Genomic DNA, 22,253 nt, shown 5'->3' with positions numbered 1-22,253 from the left:
TCCTGTTAAGCATACACTCAGAGAAGAACCGGTTCCTTACGGAACCGGCTCTGACTTAACGCACCATGCAAGGACGCTTATTATCAAACGTCCAGCCAGGAATTAAGTACTGCATTCCCATCGCGTCGTCACGCGCGCCTAAGCCATGTTTTTGATAGAGCTCATGCGCTTTCATCACCTGATCCATATCGAGCTCAACGCCCAGCCCCGGTTTGGTCGGTACTTGCACCATGCCGCCTTTAATTTCAAACGGTTCTTTAGTCAGACGTTGGTTGCCTTCCTGCCAGATCCAGTGGGTATCGATCGCGGTGATCTTGCCCGGCGCCGCCGCGGCAACATGGGTAAACATCGCCAACGAAATATCAAAGTGGTTGTTAGAGTGCGAGCCCCAGGTCAGACCGAACTCATGACACATTTGCGCCACGCGTACAGAGCCTTGCATAGTCCAGAAGTGCGGGTCCGCCAGCGGGATATCGACGGATTGCAGCGACAGCGTATGCCCCATTTGACGCCAGTCGGTCGCTATCATATTGGTGGCCGTCGGTAATCCGGTCGCGCGACGGAATTCCGCCATCACTTCACGTCCGGAAAAACCCTGCTCCGCGCCGCACGGATCTTCTGCATAGGCCAGAGAACCTTTCAGGTATTTACCAATGCTGATCGCTTCGTTCAGCGACCAGGCACCGTTTGGATCGAGCGTGACGCGCGCTTGTGGGAAACGTTTCGCCAGCGCCACGATTGACTCGGCCTCTTCTTCGCCCGCCAGCACGCCGCCTTTCAGTTTGAAGTCGTTGAAGCCGTATTTTTCATAGGCGGCTTCCGCCAGACGCACTACCGTTTCCGGCGTCATCGCCTCTTCATGGCGCAGACGATACCAGTCGCATTGCTCATCCGGCTGGCTCTGATACGGCAGCGGCGTAGCCTTGCGATTACCGACAAAGAACAGATAACCCAGCATTTCGACTTCGCTGCGCTGCTGACCGTCGCCTAACAGCGAAGCGACGTTGACGCCCAGGTGTTGGCCCAAAAGGTCAAGCATTGCCGCTTCAATGCCAGTCACCACATGGATAGTGGTACGGAGATCGAACGTTTGTAAACCGCGTCCGCCCGCATCGCGATCGGCAAACTGGTTGCGAACGGCGGTCAGGACATTTTTATATTCACCCAGCGTTTTTCCCACCACCAGAGGGATCGCATCTTCCAGCGTTTTGCGAATTTTTTCGCCGCCCGGAATCTCGCCGACCCCGGTATGGCCGGAGTTATCTTTAATAATGACGATGTTGCGCGTGAAGAACGGGGCGTGCGCGCCGCTCAGGTTCATCAGCATACTGTCATGACCCGCAACCGGGATAACCTGCATTTCAGTCACTACAGGCGTCGTAAATTGAGTACTCATAACTGTGTCCTTATTCAGAATTAGTGACGACCAAAAACAGGGCGTTTGCGGTCAAAAGTCCAGCCGGGGATCAGGTATTGCATCGGGCCTGCATCATTACGCGCGCCGCCTGGCAGCTTTTTATACGCGTCATGCGCTTTTCGCACCTGTTCCCAGTCAAGCTCCACGCCCAGTCCTGGCGCATCCGGAACGGCAATTTTGCCGTTTTTAATTTCCAGCGGATTTTTAGTCAGGCGGCAATCGCCCTCCTGCCAGATCCAGTGCGTATCAATAGCGGTGGGTTTGCCTGGCGCCGCCGCGCCGACATGGGTAAACATCGCCAGTGAAATATCAAAATGGTTATTCGAATGGCAGCCCCAGGTTAGCCCCCAGTCATCGCACAGTTGCGCCACGCGAACGGCGCCGGTGAGGGTCCAGAAATGCGGGTCGGCAAGAGGAATGTCTACCGCGTTGAGCATCACCGCATGCCCCATTTCACGCCAGTTGGTGGCAATCATATTGGTCGCCACCGGCAGTCCTGTAGCGCGACGGAACTCCGCCATGACTTCACGACCAGAGAATCCTTGCTCCGCGCCGCACGGATCTTCCGCGTAGGTCAGTACATCTTTCAGCCCTTTGCACAACGCAATGGCTTCATCCAGTAGCCAGGCGCCGTTCGGATCCACGGTAATACGCGCGTCCGGGAAGCGTTTTTTTAGCGCGCGAACGGTATCAATCTCTTGTTCGCCCGGCAGCACGCCGCCCTTGAGTTTAAAATCTTTAAAACCGTAGCGATCCTGAGACGCTTCCGCCAGCCGCACGACCGCGTCGCTGTTCAGCGCTTCCTGATGGCGCAGACGGTACCATTCATGACTGCCCGGCGTGCTTTCCAGATACGGCAGATCGGTTTTAGTACGATCGCCAATATAGAAGAGATAGCCTAACACGGTGACGGCATCGCGCTGTTTACCGGGTCCTAACAGTTCACAGACCGGCACATTAAGCGCCTGTCCCAGTAGATCAAGCAGCGCCGCTTCCAAAGCCGCCACCGCGTTAACCCGCAGTTCAAACGTCCATGCGCCTTTACCAAAGGTGTCAAAATCAGCGGCCTGGTTGCCTTTATGCACCTGCTGCACCACTTTGTTCAGGCGGGCGACTTCCTGGCCTAATACCATCGGAATAGCATCGACCAGCGTCTGATAAATCACTTCTCCGCCCGGCGCCTCACCGACGCCAGTATGCCCGGCGTTATCGGTGAGGACGACGATGTTACGGGTGAAGTACGCGTTATGCGCGCCGCCGATGTTGAGTAGCATACTGTCATGTCCGGCAACCGGAATGACCTTCATGTCCGTAATAACGGGACTGGATTGCGTTGTCATGATAATTGTCCTGCGACAGGTTTCAGTTCAATACGCTTAATATCACCTACCAGCACCAGATAGCTGATGATGGCCACCAGGGCATGTACGCCGACATAGATCAACGCGCCGTTGAAGGAACCGGTGGTGCCAACGATGTAACCAATCGCGATTGGCGTCACAATACCGGAGATATTGCCGAACATATTAAACAAGCCGCCGGAAAGACCGCTGATCTCTTTCGGCGCGGTATCCGCCATTACTGCCCAGCCCAACGCGCCGATACCTTTACCGAAGAAGGCCAACGCCATAAAGCCGATGATCATCCATTCCACGTTCACATAGTTACAGAACACCATAACCATTGACAGCAACATCCCCAGCACAATCGGCGTCTTGCGCGCGATATTCAGGGAGCCAGTACGACGCATCAGCCAGTCGGAAATGATGCCGCCCAACACGCCGCCGATAAAGCCGCAGACTGCAGGAACCGAGGCGACAAAGCCCGCTTTGAGAATCGACATGCCGCGCGCCTGGACCAAATAGACCGGGAACCAGGTAATAAAGAAATAGGTCAATGCGTTAATACAGTACTGACCGATGTAAACGCCAATCATCATACGAGAGCCCAGCAGCTGTTTGATCTGGCCCCATTTGACGCTAAACGGTACTTTCGCTTTGGTGTCTTTCTGATCCATATTGATCAGCGCGCCGCCTTCTGCGATGTACTCCAATTCTTTCTTATTTACGCCCGGATGGTTATTTGGTTCATGGATAACTTTCAACCAGATAAAGCTGATGATGATCCCTAACCCGCCCATAAAGAAGAAGACATGCGACCAGCCCACTTCGTGCGTCAGCCAGCCCATAATCGGCGCGAAAATAACCGTGGCAAAGTATTGCGCGGAGTTAAAGATGGCCACCGCCGTTCCCCTCTCCTGCGCCGGGAACCAGGCTGCAACAATGCGACTGTTGCCCGGGAAAGAAGGCGATTCCGCCAGACCAACCAGGAAACGAAGCGTAAAGAGGGCGACAATAATGCCGAAACCACTAAAGATATCGACAAAACCCTGCAACAGGGTGAAGACTGACCAAATGAAAATAGACCAGAAATAGACGCGTTTGGAACCAAAGCGGTCCAGCAGCCAGCCGCCCGGGATCTGCCCGATAACATAGGCCCATGAAAAAGCAGAAAAAACATAGCCCATGCCTACCGGATCAAGGCCGATATCTTTGGCCATTTCTGAGCCGGCAATGGACAATGTGGCGCGGTCGCCGTAGTTGAAGGATGTGACGATAAACAGCATCACCACTATCCAGTAGCGGGCGTTCGTGCGTTTCTCCGCACTGCTCGCCGCGTGACTTAATGAACTCATTGTTGCACTCCTGAAATTTCGCGTTAGCTACGCTCACTCTGAACTGCACAACCGGTAGGGAATCAGAGATAACGTTTCCTTGTTGCAGCTTTTATTAGGTCGTTTGCTTTGCACGCTGCATGCTTTTATTCACTGGCAGGAGAAGTATAAAAAGCGCGCCACACACACTCACCGTGCAACAACACAGTATTTTGGCGATGAATTACGCCTGTTTATGGCAAAAGCCCAGGACAGTGGAAGCCACTTCACGGAAATGAAATCAGAAGGCGTCGGCGTCGACGCAGGAGGAATAAAAAGAGAAGAATGTGAAACAGGTCGCTTGATTACATGAAAACGCCCGTAAAAAACTGCCGCTTTTGCGGGCATATGCCCAAAGCTAACACGATTCAGTTACTTTACACTGTATACAGGTCGTGATTTTGCTTACTGGCAACGCAAGCAAACGAAAAGGTACCCTCCCGTAGGGGGAGGGATTTACCTCAGGAAAGTAAAGTTCCCCAGTTTTCAACCCAGGGATTGGACTGGCTCTCCGGCTCCGGATGTTCGCTGGCGTCAATGAATAATATCTCCCCCACCCGCTGCGCGCTTTGCTCTTGCAACAGGGCATCAAACTGTTTGCCGCCATTACAGAAATTGGGGTAGCTGCTATCACCTAACGCAATCACCCCGTAACGCAGGTTTGGTTGAAAACCGACTGTATCTTTAATGCCGTGAAAGAGCGGCGCAATGCTATCCGGTAGATCGCCCTGCCCGGTCGTCGAGGTAACGACCAGCGCAACCTTATCCTGATATTGCTGCCAGTCGGACAGTTCAGGATCTTCAAACACGGTCGCGCTGTGGCCCTGTCTGGCGAGGATCGCTTCCGCTTCTTCCGCCACCAGCAGTGAGTTGCCATACATGGTCCCGACAAAAATACCAATTTCCGCCATTATGCGTATCTCCCTGAATTATGCCTGATGAGTCTCATCCTGCCGGGACGCCGCCGTAAACTCAACCCTTTCATTGTCAGGGAGAAGTCCACACCAGCCAAACTGCGTCAGCGCCTGCATCCAGGTTTCATCCAACCCGGCCTGAATTATCAACGGCTGTCCGGTGAAGGGGTGCGTCAGCTCAAGCCGACTGGCATGAAGCATCAGGCGACGACAGGCAAAATGCTCTGCGGCGCTGCGGTTTTGTCGCAAATCGCCATGTTTACTGTCGCCGATGATAGGATGACGCAGATGCGCCAGATGACGACGAAGCTGGTGCTTGCGTCCCGTTTTTGGTTCCAGCTCAACCAGACCATAACGCGTGGTGGGATAACGCCCGGTCGGCACCGCCATTTCGACCGTCGCCAGCCCGCGATACTGCGTTACAGCCGGCTGGGGCGCTTTATCTTCGCGGGCGAATTTATCGGCAATTTTATCGCGCTCTTCCACCAGCGGATAATCCAGTACCGCGTCATCCATCAGCCAGCCGCGCACAATGGCATGGTAGCGTTTACGGATGTGGTGCTGCTCGAACTGCTGCGCCAGACGGCGTCCCGCTTCGCTGGACAGCCCCATTAACAGTACGCCCGACGTGGGTCTGTCGAGACGGTGGGCGGTAAAAACATGCTGGCCGATTTGGTCGCGCACCGTTTGCATGACCACGACTTTTTCGTCGCGATCCAGCCAGCTCCGGTGAACAAGCCAGCCTGCGGGTTTATTCACGGCAACCAGCCACGGGTCTTGATAGAGGATCTCCAGCATCAGGATTTATCGCGGACGAATAGCGCATCCAGATCCTGCAAAACCGCCAGGATCGCCTCCCGCTGCGGATGATCCGCCGCCAGCGCCATTTCATAATAAGGGGCGACGGCAAATGCCTCGGGCAGCGGCTGCGCATTATCAAGTAGGGTATGCATACGTGGGATCAATACCCATTGCAGCCATTCCAGCGGTTCCATGGTATCCATAAAAAATGGTTGGGTGCTGGTAAACAGGTGCGCCTGCGGCGCATCCTGCCGCCAGTGGCGATGCTCGCGCAGCAGCGTTTCAAGCGTATGTAACTGCTGACGCACACGGTCATGAGTCGTCATGTTAAAAACCTCAATGATGAAAATCTGGCGCGAAGAATAACAAAAAAAAGGGAGCACTGTATAAACAGTGCTCCCGGTTCGTTTCGCAGCATTCCAGCTACTTTTCGTGCTCCCTGCTCATCCGTGACAACTTTTCCTGTGACCTTACGGCCTGTTCATCCTGAACGTTTGCATCCTGCGCACATCGCCCGATGTGATAGCTTCTTCCTGAAGCGTCCCTGGTCATCCAGACCCGCCGAACATCCTGATCGGCTCTCGTTCTCCGTCCTGGAGGTGTCCTTTAACGCATCCTGCGCTTTCCACTTTGCTTCATCCTGAAGCCTTTCCTTGTAACACCATCCTGGCGTGTCCTGCTGAAGCGTCATCATCCTGACGTTCGCTTCGTTGTACGACTCCCTGTCGACGAAGATAGAATCGCCTGTTTCACCTTGTCTTACAAGACGCTTACAGACAATACCTTAAGTAAATTTTCATATGAAAGTGCGCAAAAACATTTTAATTAGTTGTTTTATATAGACTTACATAAAAAAACGGGACTCAGTATCCGCTGATATCCTGGCGATCTCCTACAGACTTTGTAAGAGATCTCTCACACCCGTTAGGGCAAACGATTACAGAAGAGGATTAAGTTGCGTAAGGAATTCCGCAAGCGTTGCGGCAAGAACGGTACGATTGCGGGTGCCCAGCGTTTCTTTAATCACCTCGCCGGACAGATTACAGACCGAAATGACCTCAAGCTCATTTTCCTGCGTCGCAATAAAAAGCGTGGGAGGAAGCTTGAGCCGCTTTTGCGTGACCAGGTGGCCTATCAGATTTTCCTGCACGCGCCGAAAGTCATCCTGACTCCAGGTTTGCAGTAGCGTAAGCTTTTCATCCGCAAACTGCGCGGGCATGTCGCCAGCAAACTGCGTGGTGTAAAACGCGTGGAGCGCAGGTTGTACCATAATATCAAAGGCGCGTTCAACCGCGTTTACATTTTCTTCGCCTTCAAAAGGCTGCGGCTGCCAGTAAACGGCATCGCGGGTTGAAGAAATAATGCACGGAGAAGGTACGCCATACAGTTCTTCGCTCAACGGCCAGCTACCGTGTTTTTCTTGCCACGCGTCGCAGTAACGCGTCGTAAAGGCTTTCAATGCCTGCGCTGTCAGTTCGTCCACCAGTTTCTCTCTTCATAAAAGCCAGGATACACTTGGCGCATAGTGTATCTGGTTTATGACGGTGAAACATGTCTTCTTATGAAAAGCATCAGGCTCTTGATGGCCTGACTCTCGGAAAATCAACGGATTACCGGGACAATTATGACGCCAGCCTGCTGCAGGGCGTACCGCGCAGTTTGAATCGTGACCCGCTCGGATTAACAGCCGATAATTTGCCGTTCCACGGCGCGGATATCTGGACGTTGTATGAACTTTCCTGGCTTAACAGCCAGGGTCTTCCGCAGGTCGCCGTCGGGCATGTCGAACTGGATTACACCAGCGTTAATTTAATCGAATCCAAAAGTTTTAAACTGTATCTGAACAGCTTTAACCAGACGCGCTTTGACACCTGGGAGACGGTGCGCCAGACGCTGGAGCGCGATCTGCGCGCCTGCGCGCAGGGCAACGTTAGCGTGAAGCTTCATCGTCTTGATGAGCTGGAAGGACAGCCTGTCGCCCATTTCCACGGCGCCTGTATTGACGATCAGGATATCAGTATCGACAACTACCAGTTTACTACCGACTATCTGCAACATGCGGTCAGCGGCGAGAAGCAAGTAGAGGAGACGCTGGTCAGTCATCTGTTGAAATCCAACTGCCTGATCACCCACCAACCGGACTGGGGCTCGATACAAATTCAGTATCGCGGGCGCAAAATCGACAGGAAAAAACTGCTGCGTTATCTGGTCTCCTTCCGTCACCATAATGAATTTCACGAGCAGTGCGTAGAGCGTATTTTTAATGACATTCTGCGCTTCTGCCAGCCGGAAACGTTAAGCGTTTATGCGCGCTATACCCGCCGCGGCGGGCTGGACATTAATCCCTGGCGCAGCAATACCGATTTTGTGCCCGCCACGGGCAGGCTGGCGCGACAGTAATTTTTTTGTCAATTTTGCGTGCCGGATTGCGCATGTAAGGTTGTGAAAGGTCATCAGCCAGGGCTATTGTAATCAACAGGGAATGGCGTGTTGCGTCCCATAAGGAGTTTACTTGATTACACATATTAGCCCGCTTGGCTCAATGGATATGTTGTCGCAACTGGAAGTGGACATGCTGAAACGCACGGCCAGTAGCGACCTGTATCAACTGTTTCGTAACTGTTCACTTGCCGTTCTTAACTCCGGCAGCCTGACCGACAACAGCAAAGAGCTGCTGTCCCGCTTTGAAAATTTCGATATTAACGTGCTGCGCCGCGAGCGCGGCGTGAAGCTGGAATTGATTAATCCGCCTGAAGACGCCTTTGTTGACGGGCGGATTATTCGTGCGCTACAGGCTAACCTGTTCGCGGTGCTGCGCGACATTCTCTTTGTGAATGGGCAGATCCACAATGCCGGCCGTTTCCAGCATCTGGATCTTGAAAGCTCAACACATATCACCAATCTGGTGTTCTCCATTTTGCGCAACGCCCGGGCGCTGCACGTCGGCGAAGCGCCAAACATGGTGGTATGCTGGGGCGGCCACTCAATTAACGAAAACGAGTACCTGTATGCCCGTCGCGTCGGCACGCAGTTGGGATTACGCGAGCTGAACATCTGCACCGGCTGCGGCCCTGGGGCGATGGAAGCCCCCATGAAGGGCGCGGCGGTCGGTCACGCGCAACAGCGTTATAAAGACAGCCGCTTTATCGGCATGACTGAACCTTCCATTATTGCGGCTGAACCGCCTAATCCGCTGGTGAACGAACTGATCATCATGCCGGATATCGAAAAACGCCTGGAAGCGTTCGTCCGTATCGCACACGGTATCATCATCTTCCCGGGCGGCGTGGGTACGGCGGAAGAGCTGCTTTATTTGCTGGGGATTCTGATGAACCCAGCCAATAAAAATCAGGTGCTGCCGCTGATCCTGACCGGACCAAAAGAGAGCGCCGATTACTTCCGCGTGCTGGATGAGTTTATTACCCATACGCTGGGCGAAGCGGCCCGCCGTCATTACCGCATCATCATTGACGATGCGGCGGAGGTAGCGCGGCTGATGAAGAAAGCGATGCCGCAAGTGAAAGAGAATCGCCGCGATACCGGCGACGCCTATAGTTTTAACTGGTCGATGCGTATTGCACCGGATCTGCAGGTGCCGTTTGAGCCGTCGCATGAGAATATGGCCAACCTGAAACTGTACCCGGATCAGCCGGTTGAGATTCTGGCGGCGGATCTGCGGCGCGCCTTCTCCGGTATTGTCGCGGGGAACGTGAAGGAGGTCGGGATACGCGCCATTGAAGCTAATGGCCCGTATAAAATCCACGGCGATCGAGAGATGATGCGTCGCATGGACGATCTGCTGCAGGGATTCGTCGCGCAGCATCGTATGAAATTGCCAGGTTCCGCCTACATCCCCTGTTACGAGATCTGCGCTTAACGCTTATGCCCGGTTGCCGCCAGCAGCCGGGCGCTTCTCCCATTCCTTTCATTGCTGTATGGCAATTAACGCATGCCTTCATTTTTTATGATGATCATCAGAGGCATAGCCCGCATTGTTTTATAAACACCATTTATAATTCATCATAAATAGATTGCCAGGCAAACGTTTACTTCACTCCTCTTACCGTGATTTATCGGTCCAAACTCTTATTCTTCGCCAGAATCCACTAAAAACCTTGATTTTTATAGTCAAACCTCCGTATCTTGCGCCCCAATCTTTCCGGCCTTATATCGTTAATGGTAGCCTTCGCGCCCGGAAATTCGTTATGACGTTTTTTTAATAGATTAATGGTCCAAATTTATCCATGTAAGAAGCGGATTATTGCATTTGAGATCGGGATCACTGATAGATTCATCACTTAAATGTATCTTTCCGCCCGAAAATTATTACGGCGAAAAATTATATAAAAAGCGTCCCTAAGCAGATTTCATTTTACGATCAGGTCTTTTTTCATTGGATTAGACCAGCAACCTGATTTTTAGCATCCTCCAGGAGAAATAGATGGAAACCACTCAGACCAGCACGATTGCTTCGATTGACTCTCGAAGCGCATGGCGCAAAACGGATACCATGTGGATGCTGGGCCTTTACGGCACGGCAATCGGCGCGGGCGTTCTGTTCCTGCCGATCAACGCAGGCGTCGGCGGCATGATTCCGCTCATCATCATGGCGATTCTCGCTTTCCCGATGACCTTTTTCGCACACCGTGGTTTAACCCGCTTCGTGCTGTCCGGTAAAAACCCGGGTGAAGACATCACTGAAGTCGTTGAGGAACACTTCGGTATCGGCGCAGGTAAACTGATTACCCTGCTCTACTTCTTCGCGATTTACCCTATCCTGCTGGTTTACAGCGTGGCGATTACTAATACCGTGGAAAGCTTCCTGACCCACCAGTTAGCGATTAATCCGCCGCCGCGGGCGATTCTTTCCCTGATCCTGATTGTTGGCATGATGACCATCGTGCGCTTCGGCGAGCAAATGATCGTTAAGGCGATGAGTATCCTGGTATTCCCGTTCGTCGCTGCGCTGATGCTGCTGGCCTTGTACCTGATCCCGCAGTGGAACGGCGCGGCGCTGGAAACGCTGTCCTTTGATTCCGCCGCGTCTACCGGTAACGGTCTGTGGATGACGCTGTGGCTGGCGATTCCGGTGATGGTTTTCTCTTTCAACCACTCCCCGATCATCTCCTCCTTCGCGGTTGCGAAGCGTGAAGAGTACGGTGAAGGCGCTGAGAAGAAATGTTCTAAAATTCTGGCCTTCGCCCACATCATGATGGTGCTGACCGTGATGTTCTTCGTCTTCAGCTGCGTGCTGAGCCTGACGCCGGCAGATCTGGCAGCGGCAAAAGAGCAGAACATCTCTATTCTGTCTTACCTGGCGAACCACTTTAACGCGCCGATCATCGCCTGGATGGCGCCGATCATTGCGATGATTGCTATCACCAAATCCTTCCTCGGCCACTACCTGGGCGCGCGTGAAGGCTTTAACGGGATGGTGATTAAATCGCTGCGTGGTAAAGGTAAATCCATCGAAATCAACAAACTGAATAAAATTACCGCGCTGTTCATGCTGGTCACCACCTGGATTGTGGCGACGCTGAACCCCAGCATCCTGGGCATGATTGAAACCCTGGGCGGCCCGATCATCGCGATGATTCTGTTCCTGATGCCGATGTATGCCATCCAGAAAGTACCGGCAATGCGTAAGTACAGCGGTCATATCAGCAACGTATTCGTTGTGATTATGGGCCTGATTGCCATCTCCGCTATTTTCTACTCACTGTTCAGCTAAGTCCTTTAGCGCCGCTTACCGCGGCGCTTCTCTATGATACAACCGCAATGGATGCCCTATGATTAGCGTATTCGATATTTTTAAAATCGGCATTGGCCCTTCCAGTTCTCACACCGTCGGACCAATGAAAGCAGGCAAGCAGTTCACGGACGATCTGATTGCCCGCCATATCCTTATAGATGTCACCCGCGTCGTGGTGGATGTCTACGGCTCTCTGTCATTGACGGGTAAAGGCCACCACACTGATATCGCCATTATTATGGGCCTGGCGGGGAATCTGCCGGACACCGTCGATATCGACGCCATTCCGTCCTTTATCCAGGATGTGAACACCCATGGGCGTTTACTACTGGCTAATGGGCAGCATGAAGTCGAATTTCCGGTCGATAAGTGCATGAATTTCCACGCCGACAACCTGTCTCTGCATGAAAACGGGATGCGTATTACCGCGCTGGCGGGCGATAAGGTGCTCTACAGCCAAACCTACTACTCCATTGGCGGCGGCTTTATCGTCGATGAAGAGCACTTTGGTTTGACGAATAGCGAACCCGTTAACGTACCGTACCCTTACAAAACCGCCGCGGATTTACAGCGCCATTGCCAGGAGACGGGTCTGTCGCTCTCCGGTCTGATGATGCAAAACGAACTGGCCCTGCACAGTAAAGAAGCGCTGGAGCAGCACTTCGCCAGGGTCTGGGAGGTGATGCGCAGCGGTATTGAGCGCGGTATCACCACCGAGGGCGTATTGCCGGGCAAACTGCGCGTTCCGCGTCGCGCGGCGGCGCTGCGTCGGGTGCTGGTCAGTCAGGATAAGACCACCACCGATCCGATGGCGGTCGTCGACTGGATCAATATGTTCGCGCTGGCGGTGAACGAAGAGAATGCCGCAGGCGGACGAGTAGTCACTGCGCCGACTAACGGCGCATGTGGTATTGTTCCGGCGGTGCTGGCGTACTATGACAAGTTTATCCGCGAAGTAAATGCTAACTCACTTGCTCGCTATATGCTGGTCGCCAGCGCGATTGGCTCGCTGTATAAGATGAACGCCTCTATTTCCGGCGCCGAAGTGGGTTGTCAGGGAGAAGTCGGCGTGGCCTGTTCCATGGCGGCAGCGGGTCTGGCCGAGCTGCTGGGCGGTAGTCCGGCGCAGGTGTGTATCGCCGCAGAAATCGCCATGGAGCACAATCTGGGGTTAACTTGCGATCCGGTTGCCGGCCAGGTCCAGGTTCCCTGCATTGAGCGTAACGCGATTGCTTCAGTCAAAGCAGTCAACGCCGCGCGTATGGCGCTGCGCCGTACCAGCGAACCGCGCGTATGCCTCGATAAAGTGATTGAGACCATGTACGAAACCGGTAAAGACATGAACGCTAAGTACCGCGAAACTTCGCGCGGCGGCCTGGCGATGAAGATCGTTACCTGCGATTAATTCTCAGCACATTTTAGGATCTGTAGGCCGGATAAGGCGCTCGCCGCCATCCGGCTTTGTTGCCTGATATCGCTTCGCTTATCAGGCCTACGGATAGCGCTATTTCGCAATGCTCGCCTCCCCCCGCCGTGAATGTTACCCTACGCGCAGGTTTGTAAGGGAGAACACCGTGGCTGCTCATCTGCTTATCGTCGACGCGCTCAATTTGATTCGCCGTATTCACGCCGTTCAGGGATCGCCCTGTGTGGAAACCTGCCAACACGCGCTCGATCAATTGATTATTCACAGCCAGCCAACCCATGCCGTAGCGGTATTTGATGACGACGCGCGCAGCAGCGGCTGGCGTCATCAGCGTTTGCCGGACTACAAAGCAGGACGTCCGCCGATGCCTAACGATTTACATAACGAAATGCCCGCCCTACGCGCCGCATTTGAACAGCGCGGCGTACGCTGTTGGGCATCAGACGGTAACGAAGCGGACGATCTGGCGGCGACGCTGGCGCTAAAAGTTACCGAAGCCGGACACCAGGCAACCATTGTGTCAACCGATAAAGGCTATTGCCAGTTGCTCTCTCCGGGATTGCGCATTCGCGACTACTTCCAGAAACGCTGGCTGGACGCGCCGTTTATTGAAAAAGAGTTTGGCGTACTTCCCCGGCAGTTGCCGGATTACTGGGGTCTGGCAGGAATCAGCAGTTCGAAAGTCCCCGGCGTTGCCGGTATCGGCCCCAAAAGCGCGACCCAGCTGTTGATTCAGTTTCAAAATCTGGAGGGAATTTACGCCCATCTGGACGAGGTGCCGGAAAAGTGGCGCAAAAAGCTTGAGACGCATAAAGAAATGGCATTTCTTTGCCGCGATATTGCACGTCTGCAAACCGATTTACATATCGACGGAAACTTACAGCAGCTACGGCTGGCGCGGTAGTTTTGTTGCCGGATGGCGGCGTGAACGCCTTATCCTGCCTACAGGACTGCACGAAATGTAGAGCGGATAAGCGCAGCGCCATCCGGCAAAATTACCAGGCGATATGATACAGTTCGACAATGTCCGCCAGACTCGCTTCACGCGGATTGCCGCCCGTACAGACATCATCGAACGCCGCCTGCGCCAGCGCCGGGATATCCTCTTTTCGAACGCCGACATCACGCAAATGCAGCGGAATTCCCACATCGCGATTTAACGCAAATACGGCTTCCACTGCGGCATTACGCGCCTCTTCAAGACTCAATCCTTCTACCTTCACCCCCATCGCCCGGGCGATATCACGAAATTTCTCGTTGGTAGACCCGGCATTGAAACGCATCACATGCGGAAGCAAAATAGCATTCGCGACGCCGTGTGGCGTGTTGTAAAACGCGCCCAACGGATGCGCCATCCCATGCACCAGTCCCAGCCCCACATTGGAAAACCCCATCCCGGCAACGTATTGCCCCAGCGCCATCGCCTCACCGGCCTCTTTTTCTCCGGCTACGGCGCCGCGCAGCGCGCCAGCAATAATCTCAATGGCTTTGATATGTAATGCATCCGTCAGCGCCCATGCGGCCCGGGTAATATAGCCTTCAATAGCATGGGTTAGCGCATCCACGCCCGTTGCCGCTTTCAGCGCGGGCGGCATACCGTCCATCATATCGGCATCGATAAATGCCGCCTGCGGAATATCATGTGGATCGACACAAACGAATTTGCGCCGTTTCTCTTCATCGGTAATCACATAATTGATAGTGACTTCCGCCGCGGTTCCCGCCGTTGTCGGGATCGCCATAATCGGCACGCTGGGTTTACGGGTCGGCGATAGCCCTTCCAGACTGCGCACATCGGCAAATTCCGGATTGTTACTGATAATACCGATCGCTTTGCAGGTATCCTGCGGAGAACCGCCGCCAATGGCGATAAGATAGTCCGCACCACTTTGGGTAAAGACTTTAAGCCCTTCCTGAACAACGGAAATCGTAGGATTAGGGATCACGCCCGCATAGATCTCCCACGCCAGCCCTGCGGCATCCATTCTGCTTGTCACTTTATCGACCACACCGCATTGCACCAGCGTTTTATCGGTAACAATCAGCGCTTTATGATAACCGCGGCGCGTCACCTCATCGGTTAATGCGTCCACCGCTCCCCGGCCAAACCATGCCGTTTCATTCAGAATCATTCTGTTCGCCATCGCCTGTCTCCTGACATCACTCTTCAATACGTAACCCGTAAGTTTTAAATTTCTCCAGTACGATAGCGATCGCCTCGTCATCCAGTACCGGTACCGGATCGACAATGGCCAGCGTACTTAAATAGAGCTGCGCCAGCACTTCCACTTCATGCGCCAGCCACAACGCTTTGTCTAAATTTTCTTCACAAGCGATAAGCCCGTGATGCTGTAACAGCGTCGCTTTACGATTTTTAAGCGCCACGGCAACATGGTCAGAAAGTTCGCGGGTGCCAAAAGTGGCGTAGGGCGCGCAGGGAATAGAGTTTCCTCCTGCGGCGGCAATCATGTAGTGAATCGCCGGAATCGGGCGATTGAGGATCGAGACTGCCGTACAATGGACCGCGTGGTTATGTACCACGGCATTGGCATCAGGGCGCGTCTGGTATGCCGCCATATGAAAACGCCACTCGCTGGAAGGCAGCTTGCCCTGCTCATGCTGACCGTCTGCATCAATAAAGACAATGTGCGACTCTGTCAGCTTCTCGTAGGGGATCCCCGTCGGCGTAATCAGCATTCCGCCCTGATAACGTACGCTCACGTTACCTGCCGTCCCCTGATTTAACCCTAACCGCGTCATTTCCAGACAGGTATCAATAATCTGCCGCGCCAGTCTATTTCGTTCCATTATTTACCTCTCTCTGTGATTCAAAATGAGACAACAAAACCGCCTTTCGCATCGCGCTGCTGTCCTGTTGAAATAATCGAATAGTTAGCAACTATCATCATACTGAATAAAGAGAAGGGAATTTAAATAACGATATTTTGTGATTCACATCAATTAATTCGCCACGATAAACCAGACGACTACCGTTTCTCTCGCCGATAAATGCCCGCTCTTAATAATATTTTTTAAAACGGGCAAAGATGAAGAATAAGTTACTACTGCCCGTTTTCGTGGCAATAATTTAATTCGGGCATTCAGTCTGTGGTTTTTTAAATTAAACATCTCAAACGGTCATTTTTTTATGAAAATTAAAGTGATGATAATCACAGAACGCTCTGCTCTCAGGTATAAATGTGACCGCCATCATATTAAAAGGCCTTTTTTATTTGAAAATGACTCCATGAGTTCATTCCGGACGCCAATTTATTACCGGTAAGAAAAGCGAACTCACCTAATTTTACGGTCTGGTGACCAGAACCGACCGCACGCAAAAGCTTCTGAACCGATGAGGATGCTATGGGAAACACAACAATACAAACGCAGAGTTTTCGTGCTGTGGATGCAGAGCAAAGCAAGAGCAAGCGCTACATTATTCCATTCGCCTTACTTTGCTCGCTATTTTTTCTGTGGGCCGTCGCCAATAATCTGAATGACATTTTATTACCGCAGTTTCAACAAGCTTTTACGCTAACTAACTTTCAGGCTGGGCTTATTCAGTCAGCCTTTTATTTCGGTTATTTCGTCATTCCAATCCCCGCTGGGATTTTGATGAAAAAACTCAGTTATAAAGCAGGGATTATCACCGGGCTTTTTTTGTATGCTGTTGGCGCCGCATTATTCTGGCCCGCCGCCGAGATAATGAATTACACATTATTTTTAATTGGCCTGTTTATCATCGCCGCCGGTTTAGGCTGCCTTGAAACTGCGGCCAACCCTTTTGTTACGGTATTAGGTCCAGAAAGCGGCGGACATTTCCGGCTTAATCTGGCGCAAACTTTTAACTCCTTTGGCGCTATTATCGCCGTTGTGTTTGGGCAAAGCCTTATTTTGTCTAACGTGCCGCATCAATCGCAAGAAGCGCTTGATAAAATGACGCCGGATCAGCTTAGCGCCTATAAACACAGCCTGGTGTTATCGGTACAAACGCCATACATGATTATCGTCGCCATCGTATTAGTAGTTGCGCTGCTGATTATGCTGACCAAATTTCCGGCCCTGCAAAGTGACGATCATAGCGATGCGAAACAAAGCTCTTTCTTATCTTCTCTCTCCCGACTCATCCGTATCCGCCACTGGCGCTGGGCGGTGCTGGCGCAGTTCTGCTACGTGGGGGCGCAAACCGCCTGCTGGAGCTATCTGATCCGCTACGCCATTGAGGAGATCCCTGGAATGACGCCCGGTTTCGCCGCCAATTACCTGACCGGCACGATGGTGTGCTTCTTTATCGGCCGTTTCACCGGGACCTGGCTTATCAGCCGCTTCGCGCCGCATAAAGTGCTGGCCGCCTACGCCCTGTTTGCCATGCTCCTGTGTCTGATTTCCGCCTTTAGCGGCGGACATATCGGCCTGCTGGCGCTGACGTTGTGTAGCGCATTTATGTCAATCCAGTACCCGACCATCTTCTCGCTGGGTATCAAAAATCTGGGACAGGACACTAAGTACGGCTCGTCTTTTATCGTCATGACCATCATTGGCGGCGGTATTGTCACGCCAGTAATGGGCTTCGTTAGCGACGCCGCAGGCAAAATCCCGACCGCCGAACTGGTTCCGGCATTGTGCTTTGCCGTCATCTTCATTTTTGCCCGTTTCCGTTCACAAGCGGCGACAAACTGAACATTTATCCGAATAACGTGAGGAATCTGTCATGAAAAAAATCAGCTTACCGAAAATCGGTATCCGCCCGGTGATTGATGGACGTCGTATGGGCGTACGCGAGTCGCTCGAAGAGCAAACCATGAACATGGCGAAAGCGACGGCGGCGCTCATCACCGAGAAAATCCGCCACGCCTGTGGGGCTCAGGTGGAGTGCGTCATTGCGGATACCTGTATTGCCGGAATGGCGGAATCCGCCGCCTGTGAAGAAAAATTCAGCAGCCAAAACGTGGGCGTGACCATTACCGTTACGCCATGCTGGTGCTATGGCAGCGAAACCATTGATATGGACCCGATGCGTCCAAAAGCCATCTGGGGCTTTAACGGCACAGAGCGTCCTGGGGCGGTTTACCTTGCCGCGGCGCTGGCGGCGCACAGCCAGAAAGGCATTCCGGCGTTCTCCATTTATGGCCATGATGTGCAGGATGCCGACGATACCTCCATTCCCGCCGACGTCGAAGAAAAACTGCTGCGTTTTGCGCGGGCAGGGTTAGCGGTAGCCAGCATGAAAGGCAAAAGCTACCTCTCCGTCGGCGGCGTGTCGATGGGGATCGCGGGTTCCATTGTCGATCATAACTTCTTTGAATCCTGGCTGGGCATGAAGGTGCAAGCGGTAGATATGACCGAACTGCGCCGCCGTATCGATCAAAAAATTTATGATGAGGCCGAACTGGAGATGGCGCTGGCGTGGGCGGATAAAAACTTCCGCTACGGCGAAGATCAAAACGCCTCGCAGTATAAGCGCAATGAAGCTCAGAACCGCGCGGTGCTAAAAGAGAGCCTGCTGATGGCAATGTGTATTCGCGACATGATGCAGGGCAACAAGACGCTGGCGGACAAAGGGTTAGTTGAAGAATCGCTGGGCTACAACGCCATTGCCGCCGGCTTCCAGGGCCAGCGCCACTGGACCGATCAATACCCGAACGGCGATACCGCCGAAGCGCTGCTCAATAGTTCTTTTGACTGGAACGGCGTACGCGAACCGTTTGTCGTCGCCACCGAAAATGACAGTCTGAACGGCGTAGCGATGCTGTTCGGCCATCAACTCACTGGTACCGCGCAGATATTCGCCGACGTGCGAACCTACTGGTCGCCGGAAGCCGTAGAACGCGTCACCGGCCAGGCGCTTAGCGGCCTGGCGGAACACGGCATTATTCACCTGATTAACTCCGGTTCTGCCGCTCTGGACGGTGCCTGTAAACAGCGCGACAGCGAAGGCAAGCCGACCATGAAACCACACTGGGAAATCAGCCAACAAGAGGCGGATGCGTGTCTGGCGGCCACTGAATGGTGCCCGGCGATTCACGAATACTTCCGCGGCGGCGGCTACTCATCCCGTTTCCTGACCGAAGGCGGCGTGCCATTCACCATGACCCGCGTGAATATCATCAAAGGCCTGGGACCAGTGCTGCAAATCGCCGAGGGCTGGAGCGTCGAACTGCCGAAAGCGATGCACGATCAGCTTGATGCCCGCACCAACTCTACCTGGCCTACCACCTGGTTTGCGCCGCGCCTTACCGGAAAAGGCCCGTTTACCGATGTCTATTCGGTGATGGCGAACTGGGGCGCTAACCACGGCGTACTCACCATCGGTCATGTAGGGGCGGACTTTATTACTCTCGCCGCGATGCTGCGTATCCCGGTATGTATGCACAACGTGGAGGAGGCGAAGATCTACCGTCCTTCCGCCTGGGCAGCTCACGGTATGGATATCGAAGGCCAGGATTATCGCGCCTGCCAAAATTATGGCCCGCTGTATAAACGTTAATGCGGCTTAGCCCGGTGGCGCAGGCTTACCGGGCCTACGGGCGCGTGAACCGTAGGCCGGATAAGCGTAGCGCCATCGGGCGGCGTTTATGGAGTTATCTATGAAACAAGACGTTATCCTGGTTCTCGACTGCGGTGCGACTAACGTTCGGGCGATCGCCGTTGATCGCCAGGGGAAAATTGTCGCCCGCGCCTCAACCGCTAACGCCAGCGACATTGCCGCAGAAAATAGCGCCTGGCATCAGTGGTCGCTGGACGCCATCCTGCAACGTTTCGCCGACTGCTGCAGGTCACTCTCCAGCGCCCTGTCGGAGTGTGTTGTTCGCGGTATTACGGTGACTACGTTCGGCGTCGATGGCGCGCTGGTCGATGCGCAGGGTAAGCTGCTCTACCCGGTCATCAGTTGGAAATGCCCGCGAACCGCTGCCGTGATGGAAACGATTGAGCGCTTTATCTCGCCCCGGCAATTGCAGACGCTCTCCGGCGTCGGCGCGTTCAGCTTTAACACGCTGTATAAACTAGTCTGGCTTAAAGAGAATCATCCGCGCCTGCTGGAACAAGCTCACTGCTGGCTGTTTATCTCGTCGCTGATTAACCACCGTCTGACCGGCGAGTTTACGACCGATATCACTATGGCAGGCACCAGCCAGCTACTGGATATCCATCAGCGCGACTTTAGTCCGGAAATCCTGCAGGCGACGGGCCTGGCGCGCCGCCTGTTCCCGCGTATCGTGGAAGCGGGCGCCCCGATAGGCACGCTACAGACAGACGCGGCCAGGCTACTCGGTCTCCCGGCGGGTGTGCCGGTGATCTCTGCCGGACACGATACTCAGTTCGCGTTATTCGGCGCTGGCGCGCAGCAAGGTGAACCGGTGCTCTCCTCCGGAACATGGGAGATTCTGATGGTGCGCAGCGGTCAGGTGGATACCTCGCTGCTCAGTCAGTATCCGGGCTCGACCTGTGAACTGGACAGTCAGTCGGGGCTTTATAACCCCGGAATGCAGTGGCTGGCCTCCGGCGTACTCGAATGGGTACGAAAACTGCTGTGGACGCCGGAAACGCCATGGCAAACGCTGATCGACGAAGCGCGCGCTATTCCCGCTGGCGCGGAAGGCGTGCGGATGCAGTGCGATCTACTCGCTTGCCAAAATGCAGGCTGGCAGGGCGTGACGCTCAATACCACCCGCGGCCATTTCTATCGCGCCGCGCTGGAAGGCCTGACGGCGCAACTGCAGCGTAATCTGCGCACGCTGGAGAAAATCGGTCATTTTAACGCCACAGAACTGTTACTGGTTGGCGGCGGCAGTCGCAACGCTTTGTGGAATCAAATTAAAGCGAATCAGCTTGATATTCCTATCAAAGTGCTGGACGACGCGGAAACCACCGTGGCCGGCGCTGCCATGTTTGGCTGGTACGGCGTAGGCGAATTTAGTAGCCCGGAACAGGCGCGTGCGCAGGTCAATTATCAGTATCGCTATTTCTGGCCGCAAACCGAACCTGAAATTATTGAGGGAGTATGAAATGCTAAAAACCATTTCACCGTTAATTTCCCCGACACTGCTCAAAGTGCTGGCCGAGATGGGCCACGGGGACGAAATCATTTTTTCCGACGCTCACTTTCCCGCGCATAGCCTGGGCCCGCAGGTGATTCGCGCCGATGGTCTTAGCGTCAGCGATCTACTGCGGGCAATCATTCCGCTCTTTGAGCTGGATAGCTACGCCCCGCCGCTGGTGATGATGGCCGCCGTGGAAGGCGACACGCTCGATCCCAGCGTTGAAGCGCGCTATCGCGATGCTTTGTCATTAGAAGCGCCGTGCCCGGATATCGTTCGTATCGACCGCTATGCGTTTTATGAGCGGGCGCAAAAAGCGTTTGCGATCGTTATCACAGGTGAGTGCGCGAAGTACGGAAATATTCTTTTAAAAAAAGGGGTAACGCCGTAATCTCTTGCCGGTGCGCCCGCATGACGCGGGCGTTCATCGAATGATGGGATGAGAAAAATGAAAGCGGCACGCCAACAAGCGATAGTCGATCTGCTGATCAATCATAAAAGTCTGACCACCGAAGCGCTGGCCACCCGGCTTAACGTCAGTAAAGAGACCATCCGCCGCGATCTCAGTGAACTACAGACGCAGGGAAAAGTGCTGCGTAATCACGGACGAGCTAAATATATTCATCGTGAAAATCAGGACAGCGGCGATCCATTCCATATCCGCCTGAAAAGCCATTATGCGCATAAAGCCGATATTGCCCGTGAAGCGTTAGCGTGGATAGAAGAAGGAATGACGATTGCGTTGGATGCCAGTTCAACCTGCTGGTATCTGGCCCGCCAGTTGCCGGATATTCCCATTCAGGTTTTTACCAATAGCCATCCTATCTGTCAGGAGCTGGGAAAACGCGAACGCATTGCGCTGATAAGTTCCGGCGGCCAGCTTGAACGTAAATATGGCTGTTACGTTAATCCGTCGCTTATCTCACAGCTAAAATCGCTTGATATCGATCTGTTCATCTTTTCCTGCGAGGGGATCGACAGCGGCGGCGATCTGTGGGACTCCAATGCGATCAACGCCGATTTTAAATCTATCCTGCTCAGGCGCGCCTCGCAGTCTTTATTATTGATTGATAAAAGTAAATTTAATCGTTCAGGAGAGGCGCGCATCGGCCATCTGGATGACGTGACGCATATTGTTTCAGATGCGCCGCAGTCATAGGCCGGATAAGCGTGCGTCATCCGGCGCTGATG

20 protein-coding genes are annotated in these 22,253 nt (G+C 53.6%); 11 read left to right on the top strand and 9 right to left on the bottom strand.

Features of this window, described 5'->3' with window-relative positions:
* Nucleotides 1–55: 55 nt before the first annotated feature.
* Genes gudD through gudP form a run of 3 tightly spaced genes read right to left on the bottom strand, consistent with a single transcriptional unit; the run spans nt 56 to nt 4,112 of the window.
* Complete coding sequence (gene gudD / locus EOS98_RS04640; RefSeq protein ID WP_000107113.1) at nt 56–1,396, bottom strand: glucarate dehydratase; 1,341 nt, start codon at nt 1,394–1,396, stop codon at nt 56–58.
* A 20-nt stretch (nt 1,397–1,416) separates the two neighbouring features.
* Nucleotides 1,417–2,757, bottom strand: coding sequence for an enolase C-terminal domain-like protein (locus tag EOS98_RS04635; RefSeq protein ID WP_000211801.1), 1,341 nt, complete (start codon nt 2,755–2,757; stop codon nt 1,417–1,419).
* Nucleotides 2,754–4,112 carry a galactarate/glucarate/glycerate transporter GudP gene (gene gudP / locus EOS98_RS04630; protein ID WP_000097015.1) on the bottom strand — a complete coding sequence of 453 codons (1,359 nt, stop codon included), beginning with the start codon at nt 4,110–4,112 and terminating at the stop codon, nt 2,754–2,756. Before gudP ends, EOS98_RS04635 begins: the two co-directional genes overlap by 4 nt.
* Nucleotides 4,113–4,194: 82 nt before the next feature.
* On the opposite strand from gudP, the gene EOS98_RS04625 reads away from it, so the two are divergent.
* Nucleotides 4,195–4,443 (top strand): hypothetical protein, encoded by a 249-nt coding sequence (locus EOS98_RS04625; RefSeq protein WP_001531815.1) that lies wholly within the window; start codon nt 4,195–4,197, stop codon nt 4,441–4,443.
* 148 nt (nt 4,444–4,591) lie between these two features.
* Here EOS98_RS04625 and EOS98_RS04620 read toward each other — a convergent pair whose 3' ends face one another.
* The 4 genes from EOS98_RS04620 to syd form a co-directional block, all read right to left on the bottom strand.
* Nucleotides 4,592–5,041 carry a flavodoxin gene (locus tag EOS98_RS04620; protein ID WP_000807738.1) on the bottom strand — a complete coding sequence of 150 codons (450 nt, stop codon included), beginning with the start codon at nt 5,039–5,041 and terminating at the stop codon, nt 4,592–4,594.
* An 18-nt stretch (nt 5,042–5,059) separates the two neighbouring features.
* Nucleotides 5,060–5,842: a tRNA pseudouridine(65) synthase TruC gene (gene truC / locus EOS98_RS04615; protein WP_080231998.1), complete on the bottom strand. Its 783-nt coding sequence runs from the start codon at nt 5,840–5,842 to the stop codon at nt 5,060–5,062.
* Nucleotides 5,842–6,171 carry a YqcC family protein gene (locus EOS98_RS04610; RefSeq protein ID WP_001804977.1) on the bottom strand — a complete coding sequence of 110 codons (330 nt, stop codon included), beginning with the start codon at nt 6,169–6,171 and terminating at the stop codon, nt 5,842–5,844. The genes truC and EOS98_RS04610 overlap by 1 nt, the downstream gene beginning before the upstream one ends.
* 611 nt (nt 6,172–6,782) lie before the next feature.
* Nucleotides 6,783–7,328, bottom strand: a complete 546-nt coding sequence (gene syd / locus EOS98_RS04600) for a SecY-interacting protein (protein WP_000343990.1) — start codon at nt 7,326–7,328, stop codon at nt 6,783–6,785.
* A 68-nt stretch (nt 7,329–7,396) separates the two neighbouring features.
* On the opposite strand from syd, the gene queF reads away from it, so the two are divergent.
* The 5 genes from queF to xni all read left to right on the top strand — a co-directional run bounded on the left by queF (nt 7,397) and on the right by xni (nt 13,927).
* Nucleotides 7,397–8,245, top strand: a complete 849-nt coding sequence (gene queF, locus EOS98_RS04595) for an NADPH-dependent 7-cyano-7-deazaguanine reductase QueF (RefSeq protein ID WP_126523862.1) — start codon at nt 7,397–7,399, stop codon at nt 8,243–8,245.
* A 112-nt stretch (nt 8,246–8,357) separates the two neighbouring features.
* On the top strand, nt 8,358–9,722 hold the full coding sequence (ppnN, locus tag EOS98_RS04590; protein WP_000627973.1) for a nucleotide 5'-monophosphate nucleosidase PpnN: 1,365 nt from the start codon (nt 8,358–8,360) through the stop codon (nt 9,720–9,722).
* Nucleotides 9,723–10,286: 564 nt separating this feature from the next.
* Nucleotides 10,287–11,576, top strand: coding sequence for an HAAAP family serine/threonine permease SdaC (gene sdaC, locus EOS98_RS04585; protein WP_000450462.1), 1,290 nt, complete (start codon nt 10,287–10,289; stop codon nt 11,574–11,576).
* Between the two features lie 58 nt (nt 11,577–11,634).
* Complete coding sequence (gene sdaB, locus EOS98_RS04580) at nt 11,635–13,002, top strand: L-serine ammonia-lyase II (RefSeq protein ID WP_126523861.1); 1,368 nt, start codon at nt 11,635–11,637, stop codon at nt 13,000–13,002.
* Between the two features lie 169 nt (nt 13,003–13,171).
* Nucleotides 13,172–13,927, top strand: a complete 756-nt coding sequence (xni, locus tag EOS98_RS04570; protein WP_167760996.1) for a flap endonuclease Xni — start codon at nt 13,172–13,174, stop codon at nt 13,925–13,927.
* 91 nt (nt 13,928–14,018) lie between these two features.
* Here xni and fucO read toward each other — a convergent pair whose 3' ends face one another.
* Entirely contained in the window at nt 14,019–15,167 is a 1,149-nt protein-coding gene (gene fucO, locus EOS98_RS04565; RefSeq protein WP_000013562.1) for a lactaldehyde reductase, read from the bottom strand.
* 16 nt (nt 15,168–15,183) lie between these two features.
* Nucleotides 15,184–15,831: an L-fuculose-phosphate aldolase gene (gene fucA / locus EOS98_RS04560; protein ID WP_000440828.1), complete on the bottom strand. Its 648-nt coding sequence runs from the start codon at nt 15,829–15,831 to the stop codon at nt 15,184–15,186.
* A gap of 555 nt (nt 15,832–16,386) precedes the next feature.
* On the opposite strand from fucA, the gene fucP reads away from it, so the two are divergent.
* The 5 genes from fucP (at nt 16,387) to fucR (ending at nt 22,221) form a co-directional block, all read left to right on the top strand.
* Entirely contained in the window at nt 16,387–17,703 is a 1,317-nt protein-coding gene (fucP, locus tag EOS98_RS04555; protein ID WP_000528622.1) for an L-fucose:H+ symporter permease, read from the top strand.
* Nucleotides 17,704–17,734: 31 nt separating this feature from the next.
* Complete coding sequence (gene fucI / locus EOS98_RS04550) at nt 17,735–19,510, top strand: L-fucose isomerase (RefSeq protein ID WP_000724126.1); 1,776 nt, start codon at nt 17,735–17,737, stop codon at nt 19,508–19,510.
* A gap of 100 nt (nt 19,511–19,610) precedes the next feature.
* Nucleotides 19,611–21,029, top strand: a complete 1,419-nt coding sequence (gene fucK, locus EOS98_RS04545; protein ID WP_000806780.1) for an L-fuculokinase — start codon at nt 19,611–19,613, stop codon at nt 21,027–21,029.
* Nucleotide 21,030: 1 nt separating this feature from the next.
* Nucleotides 21,031–21,453, top strand: a complete 423-nt coding sequence (gene fucU, locus EOS98_RS04540) for an L-fucose mutarotase (protein WP_000920848.1) — start codon at nt 21,031–21,033, stop codon at nt 21,451–21,453.
* A gap of 57 nt (nt 21,454–21,510) precedes the next feature.
* Nucleotides 21,511–22,221 (top strand): L-fucose operon activator, encoded by a 711-nt coding sequence (gene fucR, locus EOS98_RS04535; RefSeq protein WP_000642331.1) that lies wholly within the window; start codon nt 21,511–21,513, stop codon nt 22,219–22,221.
* Nucleotides 22,222–22,253 lie beyond the last annotated feature (32 nt).

The sequence above is a fragment of the Salmonella sp. SSDFZ69 genome, from assembly GCF_004010755.1.
Classification (GTDB): Bacteria; Pseudomonadota; Gammaproteobacteria; order Enterobacterales; family Enterobacteriaceae; genus Salmonella; species Salmonella enterica.
The sequence above is the reverse complement of the archived record's forward strand: the minus strand, read 5'-3'. Positions and strand labels throughout refer to the sequence as shown.